Raw genomic sequence first — 13,654 nt, 5'->3', positions numbered from 1 at the left:
CCCTTTACCCTCTTCCTATACATACTCATAAGGAGCGGCACCTGAATATCGATATAATCGTAGATTTGCACATCTTGTTTATTAGCATGCAACCGATGCAATCTCCCTGTCCATGCTTATTCCTCCCGTGTAAATAACGAATACTTTACTTCCTTAAGTCGCAGAACCCGCTCCCTCACAGACTCATTCGGTTCGATTTCAGCCAATTGATTCAACGCTATAACAAGTTCATTGCCCCAAGAAGAAGCCTCCCAAGCCTCCAATGCTTTGAGCGCCATATTTCGGTTATTCGTCACTGGACTGTTCAGCCCTACCGCAAGTAGTCCTTTACCCATCCCTTCGTATTCATCTAAACTTTGAAGAATGCCTAGAAGACAACGATGAGGAACATAATCTTGGCCTAATCCCAATTCATCCTTGGGACCTGTAGAGATTTCTTGCAGCGGCAAATGATCTTCAGCCAATTGAACCAGTTTCTTTATACGCTGCAGATCGTCTGTTTTCATGAGATCGTAATAAAGTGACTCTTGTAGTGGGTTCGTAAGCAACTGGGTGTAGAGTGCATCCCAACTATCAATGCCTAGCTTTTTAGCGCAAACAACACCATAATAGCGGTCTACACGATCAGTTGAATTAATGGCATCAATAACAAGGCTCTCCCATTTTGATAATGTGATAATTCTTTGAGAAGCCGCTAGAATCTCCATTCGCAATTTCTCCGTCCATCCCATGGACGTCCGTTTCTCCCACATTTCGTCTGTGTGACTTAATAAGTCACGTATCTCCAAAATCACCGATAATGGTTTTAAGGCATTGCACATCATATATGATAATCTCAAATAGTTAGAAATGGCTTGTGGTGCATGCTCGTAATCATCGATATCCTCAGCAGGGCCTCCGTTTAACAACGCCTGTATGATATCTGTAGCTCCTTCAAATAATTCGCTATCTACTTGCTCCGACGAAAGTGCAGCGTGCAATTCTCCATTTCGTGCGCAAATACAAGCCAGATATTCGTTCATTACACTGTTCTGACAACCTTTACGCAGCAGCCACTGTTTAATCTCAGGAGTACTCGGCTCTAGCCTTTCGACGATATGTATTTTCCCCCAACCGCTAACATCCTTAACTAATTCAAAGAGAACGTTATTCTCATCCTCCATCCCATTCTGAATCGCAACTGTAGCATATAATGTGAATTCTTCATGTTTACCTAGCGTAAGAAGCAGCTCTTTTACGTGTTCATTATGAAATAGCCCCAATAAGGCAATCCCAAATTTAACCACGTTGCGATGGGATCCGTTTTCAGCCAACCATTTTCCCTCTGATAATAAATGTTCAGGATTAACACCCGGATGCTTGCGCAGTTCTTCTAACACTGCATCTATTTTACCGCCAATATCCGCTTTAATGAGCTTTCTGTAGATTGCTTTTCGCAAGGAACGTCTTGGCTTTCTGGACTGCTTTGCTAGTTGATGAACCAACTCCCGTAACTCATCCGTCAGGTTGCCACGCGCAGCATGATGACCCATCGCACCATCCATACCACCAGCCACCCAGCGCATTTTACTTCCAGCCCAATACTCTTCATCATCAGGCAAAGATGTGTTGATTAATCTCCCCTCATCCTGAATTTGTTTTTGAATATAGGCATATATAGAGGTTTCGCCCTCCCAAGGTGCGCGCATTGCTTTATTGAAGAAAATTACCATCCATGATCACCTATTCCTTTTATTGATGTTGGTCTACTAGATCCATTCTCGCTGATTGGGTGGATGGTGAACATGGTGGAAGTATAACGAATGAGGAAATTTAAAGTAACTAGACTTCTCTCTTCTGTTCAGGATGATAAATGATTCTAACATAGTCTGAATCCCTGCTATCCATGTCACCAAGATAAATCCGTTCATGCTCAGGTATTGATTCATATAATTCTTTCAGCTTGGTTCTGGCATCTTCATCCGGATATTCGAGATATTCAAAGTACATCTTTCTACATGATTCTAAGGTCGTTTCTTGACCATTTAATTTGTGATACATATCCATCAGTTCCTTAAACTTCTCCATGGGCTTTGCCGAATATGTTGATTCAGAAAAAGTAACTTCACCAAAATTTTCAAAGTGTATAACTGTAGGAACTTCAATATTTGTAAATAAGGTGCCATCTTCAAATAATTTTTCAATTTCTTCTAACCTGTAGTTCAACTCAAACTCGGAAGTATAACAAACCACACTCCCATCCATATATATAACTAGATTAGCTAAATAACATCTCTGATTATATCTTAAAAAGATTGTGAACCCGTCCCCCTCAGTTGTTTCGTAAAATAACTCTCTCTTTACATAGAATTCCTTGGCTTGTGGTGAATAGCCTACACGCCTCTGTTGCATTAACTCCTTTTCTTCTCTAGAGATCGTGTATAGGTTATTTAGCTTGGGATTAAGCAGTTTAATTATAGTTTTTATATACTTAAAGTAACTTTTTTTGTCATATTTCCAATTTGCAGACTTCACTTTGAACGCACCTAGCCCATGAATTGAAATAATTTCTCCATCGGGTACTTGGGGGATCAACCAATTGCGTTTTATTTTTTCTTCTAACCCGTCTAAATCAACCAGCTCCCAGCAATTAACCATTCCATCTTCGTATACATCAACATTCACATAGAAGTATTGCGAGTTTTTGATGATACCCGGAACCCTGGTTCCTTCGACTGTTTTTTTGCGACTGATCTTCTGCATAATTGCCACCGCCTCTGTTCTAATAAAATCTTTAAGCACCTTAAAGTGTAAAAGCATTTCACGATCTGCGCTCACAAATAGCCTACATGTGCCCTTTCATAAATCCATAAAATTCACCAATATTCGTATGACTAGGCAATCCAGAAACCTGACCGTCCCCTGTTTCAATCACAATCCACTCACCACTAACTGTCTTAGCAATATCCATTGAAAAGAAATGACTCTTAATACCTTTAGCCAAATTGATAAAGGGCTCCAAGTTAGGCCTCTCTAGCTGATAGGATGCTTCGTCCCAATATTCAGCAATCGTCAATAGTTCATGGTTCAGGAAAAATAACCTATACTCGTTAGATAGAGGCATTCCGCTTACAGGATGCTTGATTAAGTGTTCTAGTTCTACATATTCACGGAAAACAACCCCTCCATTAAGTTCTGTTCCCTGTCGCTCAATCAAATTATTAACCACGTATCTCACATGATTACGATCAGAAGCGTCTGGTATAAAACAAGCATCTTCCCATTCATGTTTTCTTGACTTTACATAATCCTTGATCAGAATTGGTCGGTTACCAAATATATGTAATTCCTCATGAATGTTATCCAATTTATTATTCAGGAAGTGAATATCTTTCCAGATACTTAATGGTGTTGCAGCTCGTATCACTTCATATGAATTAGGAAAATAGTGACAATGCACATATTCCTCAGGAGTATTGATTAAGATAAGATTCCTAACCTCCAAGGCTCTATACAACTGCTCGTAATTATCTGGCTTCATCATCCAGCCTCGATAAATAACAGTTTCCTGATTGTCTGGACTTGGAATCCGCTTAATTGCTTTCGAACAATTCCCTTCAAGTAAATCCTCTAATGAAAGAAGCTCCACTTTTATACCCAGCTCAATCGCTTTTCTATATTCAATCTCATAATCAGAATCGACCCATTTCTGATTCAATGGATCGGAACAAAACAAGATTCTCATTTCCCTGCACCTCACATTTATAATCACTTCACAATCCTACCACATTTTGGAATAAGAGCTGTAAAGAGAGTTTAATTATACCCAAACGATATAAAAAATGACCAACCCCTAAACTGGAGTTGGCCCCTATGAACTACGCCCTATTTCTTCGATTTACGTTTCGCCCGTTCGATATTCTCAGCCACCCTAAAAGCAACAATCCTGCCTATTAATTCATAAGGCAACGGCTTGCCAAGCGGAAATTGCACAGATCCCTTAGCCCCTTTGTAAGCGGCTAATTCATCTTTAAAAGCCTCGATTCCGCTCGCCGCGGGATAGAATCCGATGTGATTTTTATAAGCCGCAAAATGTACCAGATTGCCATGCAGATCAAAAGTAGGCATCTGATAGCTAATTTTCTCTTTTGCTTCCGGCACCCATTCTTTGATAAATTGCCTTAACTCTGCAAGGACCTCCTGAACATCAGCAGGAAATGTCGCGATATAGGCATCGATTGATTCGTATGACGTCTTGTTCCCTTCCATATTTTCTCCTTTCGCAGGTCGATCTAGTAACTTTAATATACCATTTCAAGAACCTACAACCTAGGATCAATCTCCCTCTCCTTAGCCACTTCAAACAACAAGTTCGCAACAACTTCCTGATAGGACTCATTCTCTGGCACGATATCACTGAACTTAACTTGCAGCATTTTCTTTCCCAACCGATGTTCATTCAGGGAAGTTCGCAGCTTTTGTTTAATTGTCTTTTGCTTCATTAGCTTTTGGTACTTATGGGGAAACTTGTAGTCGTAGCCATAAATAATGGAAAGGTAATCAGCATTCCGAACTTTCATGTGCGGGGCAGCCCCAGATTCTGAGGCCTCAGGCTTGATAACGACGCCCTCCATGTAGTTGTCTACAGTCAGCTTCGAGAAATATTGTTCTGCCTTCTGTAGGCTATCGGGATCAGCCAAATCCAGCAAAAGGAATTCATCGTCGGATAGGAAACTGTACATCTCTGAAGTTTTCCATTCAGGCAGCAGCTCTTCGCCACTCTGATAAACCACTTTTAACAAGGCAAATGGTTTGTAATCAAGCTCCCCGTCCTCCGCGTAGATGTCCAGCTGCCGTTTATACGTTTGATAGGCTTTCACGTGCTCATCCAGTGGGACATAGGTCTCGCTAATTTCATGCAAATACTTATAATTTTGATACAAGTGAGAGCCATACTTGTCATTTAATACGGTCTTAGACATGTTGAATTGCTCTCTTTCGAAGTCACTGTTCCTATATTCATGAGTCAACTTGCCAAATGCTTCTTCAAAGCCATTCTCCTGCAAAAATGCAAGTTCACTCTCCAAAGCTTTCTCGATTGGCTTAAACTGCCTTTGAATGAGCCCATCGCCAAGTGCTTTCCACGGAAGAAGTTCTCCATCCAAAATAAGCATCTGAACTTGATTAAGCTCCATATATCCACTGAATTTAAGCAGCAGCTTCTGGTAAATGTCCGTCATATCTATTTGTTTTATTTGATAACCGTTACGACTTACCGCAAAACACTGCTCAATATTCTCATGCAAATAAATGTTGCAGCGGGATCCCATATATTTAGGTTGTAAAACAACTTGCTTAACAGACTGCTCGGTAAAATAAGCTAAACCACGTTTCAAAGACTCAAGCTCACACACCGTTTCGTCCTTGTCCGCAGGGGACATGGTCCCTGAAATGAAATTCACTTTATGTCGGGAAGCATAGTGCAATCTGCGAATTTCCTCATCTTCTAGCTCTTGAACTGCCACTTTTCGTTCTTCCATGAACATTGTCTTAAGTTCTTCTGTTACAATGACCTGTGGCGATTTGTAAGCTTTCATAAAAGGCTTGAATGTGATGCTGACCGAGGTTAACGCGTTGCCATGAACGCATCCAGTGTCAAGATGAATTTTATTTTTAATGCGAACTGCGTTCTTAGCAGCGATATGCCCGAATAGGTGATACGGATGGTTCCTCACCGCTTCTTCCTTCAGGAAACTAAGTTGATTCTCATACGACGTTTCTCGGTCGATACGGAAGCTTCGCTGTTGTCGAAGCGAGTTAATATCCATTTTGCCTATATATTTATTTCTACATGGAGCATGTGTGATGTAATAAGATGGACCATGAAGGCCAATAAACCTATAGAATGGTTGTGATCTGGCAATCAAATGGTCGAATTTCCCTTGCAGCTCCTCATCTTCTAGAAGCACCTGTGTAGAATCAAAATACGAATGCAGCATCTCTTGTTGAACGCCGCTGATTTCCCCACGCAGGAACTTATATACGAAGTTCTCATGATTCCCGATAACCAAGATAAACGAATCTTGATTGGCATAAAGAAATTCAATGATTTCTTTGGTATGCTTGCCTTTATCTATCCAATCTCCGGCCAGAATGATCTTCGTATTTTTCACCTTATCCGTTGCGACGAGCTGGTTATTGGCTATTTGGAAGCCATAATCTAGCAAAAGGCCTTTAAGCTCACCTATACATTCATGAACGTCGCCAACCGTTATATACTTGGCGTCTTGAGGTAGTATTGCAGCTAAATAGGCTGCCTGATCCTCGACAATGACTTGATAATCAGGGTTAGGAATGCGTTCCACCTGCGAATAAAAATCTTTGCTTCTCACCTTATGGATTTTGGCATAGCCTTCCCTTGATAGAGAACCTAGAACCTCTCTTCGCAAACGATTAATATGGTGGGTAATGAGCTTTTTGGAACGCTCGGATGCATAATAATCTTCCCGTTTGCGATAGTCGAATAAGATGACTTCCAGGTTATAGTTGTTCTGATGAGCAATTTCACGTACTTTCTCTCGAAAGTCATCTGCCAAGCCGGTCGTGTCCACAACAACGAATTCCGCATTAATGGGAAAGGTGGTGACCATTCTTAATCTCTCGAACAACAGATGAAAAGCCTGTTCACTGGCCTCCAGCATCACTTGATCATATTTGTCGTACTCATAACCGAGTACATCCTGCCGAATACTGTCAGAGGATAGGTATTGTACGTTCGTTTTATAGTTTTTCGCTGAATCTTCGAATTGAAGCTTAGGAATAAGAACTTCCTTGGCGAAGGTCGTTTTCCCACATTCTGTCGATCCAATCATCATAAAAATCGTATGGATTTTAGTCCTAATCTGCACGTCCTAGCCCTCCTTTTTTCTAAGAATAACGCCTTGTGTAGTCTGAATCTGATTAACCCCATCTCCGATGGCTACGAACTCCACTTCCATGTCATCTCCGATAGCCACCTGGTTGAACCACTGCCTGAACTCATCCTGACTCATTTCCCACTTATGATCATCGTGCCTAAATCCCGTTAGTTCATAGAAAGGATTGAAGTCAGCATTCGGGGTTGTAATAATAAATTGTTCAAAAGCTACCTGTCTACAAATATGTTCAATAAGCTCTTTGGCCTCATCTTGGCTCATATGCTCAATAACCTCGGTTAATATCACATCGACCAGTTCTCCATTATACTGCTCAAGAAAATGATCGATTGAGCGAAATGCAATAATATTATCTATTTCTTTTTGCTTCGCTTTGCGGTTGATGACTTCCAACAATTCCTCGTTAATATCAATGGCATAATAACAATCTTCGATTTTCGAAGCATAAGGAATGGCATAGTACCCTTCTCCACAACCAACATCCAGAATTGCTTTATTAAAAGGCAATGCTCTCGCAATAAAGTTTCTCCGTTGAAGTCCCGTTCCGCCAAAATCAAATTTGATGTCGTAGCGGCTTGTTTTTTCCAGATCATTTTTATACTTCTTGAAACGATCTTTGGATGGCAGGAAGTTTCTCACGAATAAGCTGCGAATATAGAACGGCGCATCTATAACGTTGATGCTTTTGATATATTTGTCGAGAATGCTGTCCGAAATATCAATAAACTCATTCCCGAACATGGATAGAAATAAACACAGCACACTAACCACATGAAGCAGTTGATAAAGACTTGTACGTGTCGAAATTTTAAGGGAATAGCTTTTGTGAGCTTGATGCGTCAGTTCAAATGTAAAATCCTTCAGATGCTTCTCAAAAAATGCAACATAGCGCACCAGTTCAATATGAATCATATTAATGAAAAATGAATGCTCATACCCTCCGATGTCTTGCTCGTTATGTACTTTCAATGGGGTAGAAAAGTACTCATTGATCGCATTTAAAGGAAAAAGCGGAGTGTTGTAGCGGGAGACATTGAGATATTCAAAGTTATCTTTCTCATGCTGCTTATAAGAAATATCATTATCTGCATCTTTGAAATAAACGTTAAACGTAGCCTCGTTGGTATACCAGCCATACGACATTCCTTTGCGGACTGACTTGAGCATGAGGCCGGACTGTGGATTTTTCTTGATCATAAAAGAAAACTTAGGATTAGTGGATGTCACCTGAACAATTGCCATTTCTTATATCTCCCTCCAAATTCTTGGCATCCTATGCACAAAAAAAGGCCATGGACTCAAGCGTCCATGACCGATTATTCCATACAACGTCCAGAACTAGCTTGTAAAAGCTATCCCTGATACCGTTAACAGAAACCCAGTGAACCGATGAGAATTCGTCCATTATTTTTTTGTTGGTTGAATTGGTTACTCTGTTCCTGATGTAAACTAACTAATAAATTGGATTTCATCTTCATCGACTCCTTTTCTCTGGGATTTAATACTGCTCATACTAAAGCCTTTTACCAGTTGTTGTCAACTAGAATTTACAACTTCGTTCCTGCCTCACCCTGATCCAAATCCAGTGAGTCAATCCGCTCCTTCAGCGCCCCATAGCCTCGAATCGCCTGAGCAATATAAGTAAGTACGGTATCGCTCCACCCATAGATGTAATGCGTTAGCTCATCATGGACAGGAGTCATCGCATGACGATAAGGGGCAATATCGATAATGAACGCCTTGGCGTCGCGATTAATTTGGGTCCGATAGAGCTTCAACTGCTTATAAAACGCACTTCCACTGTTCTGTTGCTCATCCGTGATGATAATGATTTGGTCAACCTTTGTCTGCTGCTCAATCAGCTTCCGAATCGGAGCCCCCGTATCTGTTCCGCCATAAGCACGAATCTGCTCTGCTTGACCGAGAATGCTGTCCCGGCGGGAAGGCTTCGCATCCGTTACCTCCGTATTGAACAACCAGAACAAAGAGTTCCCTTGTGTCTTTTTGTACAAAGCTAAGGCAAAAACCGAACCAATTTCCAAATACTTGCCCTGCATGGAACCCGATATGTCCAGGAAAATAGCCGTCATCTCGCCGATTTCCGGCAAGTTATCGAACGTCAGGTCGACGGATTCCCTTAGGGTATCCCTAAGCACTGGATGCTCTACTTGCTGAAAAGCGGTTGCGAAGCGAAAAGGCAAGATTTTGGCCTTCCTTAAAGCTTTCTGATCTGTTAGTCTGCTGTTTATATAATCAAGATGCTGTTTATCCTCCAATACACCGGAACGCACTAGCGTATTCAAATGACGCAATATGGCGAACGTTGGCATTTGGTACAGAAGGGCGCACCAAACCGCTTTCGAAGGCTTGATAGCCCCAGTAACCGTTTCGTAGGAAAGCTTCCCCTTCTCAATCCATGCCAACTGTTCTTCTTCCGTTTCAGCTTTCTTCAAGTACTCTAATGCTTCGACCTGCGGCAACAAGGCAAGATTGGCTTCTTGTCCGCGCAAATAGCGGAAAAGTGCTTGCTGCCTAAGATCCATCGGCTTAGGATGGGCCGTAGCAATGGCATCACCTAAGCTATAACTGCGTCCACGACCGTTATATTTCATTGCCCAATACTCCGAAACACCTGCAAGGAATTGGTTCACTTGTCTCTTAATTGCACGGCCGCCTTCGCCACGCCCCAACCCCTTTAGAATTGTTAAGAAATCGGACAAATCAGAAGGAATACGCACAACCTGCATAAAAACTTTGGCAAACAAATCCGGACGATATGCAGATAGAACAGCGAGTCCAAACAAAGGCTGGAGTCTCATAAACCCTTCATTCCTCGCGAACACGAGCGCTTTGGCCATGAACTGTGGATTGGAGGCTGCCATTTCATGGTGAAGTTCAGCTGCATCGTGCAACAGCGCTTTTTGATCGGCATAGAAGGTGTTCTGCATGGTATTGGTTAGGAGCGTTTGCAGATATTGTTCTTCAACCGAACGCGTATACGCTGGGTAATTATCCATGTTAAATATATTTGATTTCAAGGATTTAAAAAGCTTTTTAGCGAAGCTCATACATAACGACCTCCTTCTTGTTTGTAAAGACACTAGTGAGGAAAAAGCGGGATAAGTTGGCTGCAGGAGTCGAACCTGCCATAAAGCCCGGGTGAAACCATGGTCGCTTGAGTGCGGAGTAACCCATCCCAGCGCCTCACTAGTTGGTTAATGACAGGAAGGATCTGTTGTAGATCATCGAGGAAATGGTTTCGGAAAGGTACATGCCGATTAGAAGTCGAAGTAACCCTTCCATACGCCTCGATAATTTGGCTAGATAACGTGTGAACGTCCCTGCCTTCTGAACCCATCTTCGCTCATTGGGATCACGATGAACATGGTGAAAGTATGGCGAGGTGGAGAATATTGGAATCCAATGTAAACATAATCACTCTAATCTAGCCTCCCAGTTAGCATCTATCTTCAACAATGGAGCGGTACATGAACCTTCACTCCCAGCACTACCAGGGCCTCAGGCCGGTCCATACAGCAAAAGAAAAGGGAGATACGTCCACGGACGCATCTCCCTCGCTCTTATATGAGGCTTTTCAAGCTTCAAGCTTGTCAGCCTCCACTTCTCTTAACTCACTTGCTAACGCATCTATATCGCCTTTGGTCAAAGGGGTAATGAGCGCAAGTTCCTTCTCCATTGCCTTGTTAATCTGCTCGATCGCTCCTTGTTTGCGGCCGAGTTTTTGGAGCGTTAGTGCATAGTAATAATAGGATTCTGCATGCTTAGGTGTTTTGCCCATCAGCTTCGTGTACATCTCATCTGCCTCGTCCAGCCGGTCGAGCAAATAATAGTTCTGCGCCAAATTGTCCATAATGGTCAGATCGCTGTCATTATAGGCATAGGCTTCGAGGTTATACGCAAGAGCCGTTTCCAGCTCACCACGCAAAATTTGGAAATAACCAAAATTCCCATAAACAAGTGTGTTCTTAACCTCCTGTGATATTTCCTTCAGGCTGTCATAAGCCTCATCACGTTTGTTCTGCAGCCAATAGACCGTTGCCAAATTAATCTTGGCTTGCATGATCATATCTCTGGTTGCTGTTTGATGAAGAACCTCATTGAAGATATCCTCAGCCTTGCCAAGCTCCCCAACTTTCATTAACAGAAAGCCATAACCGATCTGATGTTTTGGCAGAATGGCGTCTGTACGATAGGCTTTTTCCATCAAAATCAAGGCTTGATCGCGATCCCCTCTCATGTAAGCCAGGTTTCCCCTATGTGCATAGATCGCTGAGCGGCTCTTGTAAGTAAAGTATCCGAGTATCAATACGATGATGGCTACCCCTGCTATCCAGCTTAAAGTAAATCCGATAATAATGACCAAAATTACAGTGATTACGTTAAGAATCCTTTTTATTTTCGGTGTCATGGATGCTGTTCCTCCTCTATAAACTCAAAGCGTCATGGCCTGTCCATAGTGCGCCAGATACGCTTCTTTTTCCTTATAATCCGGCATCAAACTGCCTACACGTCGCCAAAATGATCGATCATGATTCATATGCAGCAGATGGCAGAGCTCGTGGATGATGACATAATCAATAACCTGCACCGGGGCCATTGCCAAGCGATAATTAAAGGTTATTTTCTTATCTGAGCTGCAGCTTCCCCACTTGGTGACGGACTCGTCGATTTCGACGGATTTGGGTTTCACTTTCAGTTGGTTTTGGTAGATTTTGATCCGTTCCCCGATCGTCTTCTTACAGCTTGCGAAATAGAATTTCTTCAAATTAACCCTCAGTTCTTCTTCGGAGAGCCCGTCCGTCTCGATCAGTTCATGAAGATGAACATATTTGCCCAGATGCAGGAACTTCCCGTTGTCTTGATACTCTCTTGTCTTAGGGATATCCCTGGCTTTCGCGATGGCATTCAGCTTTTCCAAAATAACAGCCGCATGCTGTTTCACAGCGCTCATAATGATTTCCTGGCTTGTATCGTTAGGCGCTTTGACGGTTATGAAGCCCGCTGAATCGATATGAATGGATAGCTTTTTTCGACTTCCGTATTGAACATTGAACTCTATGGTATGGTTTTCAACTGTGATTTTCATAGTCCTATTGTAACATAACATCCCGATAATGGCCTGATGGCTCTTCCGTTTGCCGCCCGCATCCAATGATAAAATTTTCACTTTCATAAAATCGTAGAATTACTCAAAAAAGTGTTGATGCCTTCATTGTTTCCACTACTTACATTCACTAAAATGAGGGGTATTCCAACAAAAAAGGATGATTAAACTATGAGCAATTCTTTCCAAAAAGCACGGTCACGCATCGGAGTTATAAACGTCGGACACGAGCCATACTGGGGACAGTTTCCTGGCCTAAAGGAAGAATTAATTGGCTACGGCAATGAGTTCCTGGATCATTTGCGCAAGGAAGACGTAGAGGTCATCAGTGCAGGCTTTGTCGATACTGTCGATAAATCCTTTGCCGCAGCCGCTTACCTCAAAGCACAGGATGTGGATTTTCTCTTTTGTTTTCTGAGCACTTACGTGACCTCGTCTTCTGCAGCAACAGCTATCCTCAATCTGTCGGTGCCCACGGTGCTTGTTGCGCTGCAACCACTGAAACGACTTGATTATTTGAAAACAACGACCTACATGCAGCTCGCCAACGATAACATCTGCTCACTGCCAGAGATCAGCGGGGTATTGATTCGCGCAGGCAAACCTGCTGCCGGAATGATGGTAGGTACTTTGTACGATGATGCTCGCATGTTAACGGAATTAAAAGGGTGGTGCCAAGTCGCCAATGCGAGACGTGCCTTTAAATATGCGCGGATCGGCTATTTGGGCCATACCTATGAGGGTATGTACGACATGAACTCGGACCCTACAGCCTTTACGGCCTCTTTCGGATCCCATGTACAAATGCTGGAGATGTGCGACTTGGCCAAGCTGGTCAATGGTGTGACAGCCAGAGAAACCGCAGACAAGCTTGACGAAATTAAAAGCATATTCACGATTGCTGACCCGTTCATCGATCCGATTACAAGACCCATTAAGCAAGAGGATCTGGATTGGTCGGCGAAGGTCGCTGTCGGTCTGGATAAGCTGATTGCCGAATTCGGGTTGACGGGACTCGCCTACTATTACCGTGGCATGGACAACAATGAATATGAACGAATTGGCGCTAATATGGTGCTAGGGAACTCCTTGCTAACGGGCAAAGGAATTCCGCTTGCCGGAGAAGCTGATTTGAAAACATGCGCAGCTATGCTGATCATGGATCGCCTTGACGCCGGAGGCTCCTTCGCCGAGCTGCATCCTTGCGATTTCGTCGACGATATCGTACTGGTGGGTCATGATGGTCCGCATAACATCAAAATCAGTGACGGTAAGCCGATCATTCGCGGACTTGATCTGTTTCACGGCAAGCGCGGTTCCGGCATCGGCGTAGAGTTCAGCATTCAGTCAGGTCCTGTGACACTGCTGAGCATTTCTCAAACGGCTGACGGCAAATTCAAAATGATCGCCACGGAAGGCGAATCCATCAAAGGGCCGATCCCGCAGACCGGAAACACGAATACACGCTGCAGCTTCAATTGCAGTGTTGGCGAGTTTGTTGAAAAATGGTGCTCCGCGGGCCCTACTCATCATTTCGCATTAGGTGTTGGCCATGTAAACAATAAGATTCGCAAGGTTGCTCAAGTGCTTGGCATTGAATTACAGATCGTTTAAC

The 13,654-nt window shown here is 42.8% G+C and carries 10 protein-coding genes; 1 reads left to right on the top strand and 9 read right to left on the bottom strand.

What is annotated here, in order from left to right; translation table 11 throughout:
• Positions 1-116 precede the first annotated feature (116 nt).
• The 9 genes from LOZ80_RS35135 to LOZ80_RS35095 all read right to left on the bottom strand — a co-directional run bounded on the left by LOZ80_RS35135 (position 117) and on the right by LOZ80_RS35095 (position 12,021).
• Positions 117-1,712, bottom strand: coding sequence for a limonene hydroxylase (locus LOZ80_RS35135; protein WP_238168862.1), 1,596 nt, complete (start codon positions 1,710-1,712; stop codon positions 117-119).
• Positions 1,713-1,821: 109 nt separating this feature from the next.
• On the bottom strand, positions 1,822-2,742 hold the full coding sequence (locus LOZ80_RS35130; RefSeq protein WP_238168861.1) for a DUF7638 domain-containing protein: 921 nt from the start codon (positions 2,740-2,742) through the stop codon (positions 1,822-1,824).
• Positions 2,743-2,824: 82 nt separating this feature from the next.
• Positions 2,825-3,724, bottom strand: a complete 900-nt coding sequence (locus tag LOZ80_RS35125; RefSeq protein ID WP_238168860.1) for an ATP-grasp domain-containing protein — start codon at positions 3,722-3,724, stop codon at positions 2,825-2,827.
• A 140-nt stretch (positions 3,725-3,864) separates the two neighbouring features.
• A complete protein-coding gene (locus LOZ80_RS35120; RefSeq protein WP_238168859.1) occupies positions 3,865-4,248 on the bottom strand; it encodes an iron chaperone in 384 nt (127 codons plus the stop codon).
• A gap of 53 nt (positions 4,249-4,301) precedes the next feature.
• Positions 4,302-6,887, bottom strand: coding sequence for a metallophosphoesterase (locus tag LOZ80_RS35115; RefSeq protein ID WP_238168858.1), 2,586 nt, complete (start codon positions 6,885-6,887; stop codon positions 4,302-4,304).
• A 3-nt stretch (positions 6,888-6,890) separates the two neighbouring features.
• A complete protein-coding gene (locus LOZ80_RS35110; protein ID WP_238168857.1) occupies positions 6,891-8,156 on the bottom strand; it encodes a class I SAM-dependent methyltransferase in 1,266 nt (421 codons plus the stop codon).
• A 305-nt stretch (positions 8,157-8,461) separates the two neighbouring features.
• Positions 8,462-9,982, bottom strand: coding sequence for a TROVE domain-containing protein (locus LOZ80_RS35105; RefSeq protein WP_238168856.1), 1,521 nt, complete (start codon positions 9,980-9,982; stop codon positions 8,462-8,464).
• Between the two features lie 527 nt (positions 9,983-10,509).
• Positions 10,510-11,343, bottom strand: coding sequence for a tetratricopeptide repeat protein (locus LOZ80_RS35100; protein ID WP_238168855.1), 834 nt, complete (start codon positions 11,341-11,343; stop codon positions 10,510-10,512).
• Positions 11,344-11,367: 24 nt separating this feature from the next.
• Positions 11,368-12,021, bottom strand: coding sequence for a M48 family metallopeptidase (locus LOZ80_RS35095; protein WP_238173203.1), 654 nt, complete (start codon positions 12,019-12,021; stop codon positions 11,368-11,370).
• 189 nt (positions 12,022-12,210) lie between these two features.
• On the opposite strand from LOZ80_RS35095, the gene LOZ80_RS35090 reads away from it, so the two are divergent.
• Positions 12,211-13,653 (top strand): L-fucose/L-arabinose isomerase family protein, encoded by a 1,443-nt coding sequence (locus LOZ80_RS35090; RefSeq protein WP_238168854.1) that lies wholly within the window; start codon positions 12,211-12,213, stop codon positions 13,651-13,653.
• Position 13,654 lies beyond the last annotated feature (1 nt).

It is taken from the genome of Paenibacillus sp. HWE-109, assembly GCF_022163125.1.
Lineage (GTDB): Bacteria > Bacillota > Bacilli > Paenibacillales > NBRC-103111 > Paenibacillus_E.
Note: the sequence above shows the minus strand (reverse complement) of the source record. Positions and strands in the feature narration are given on the sequence as shown.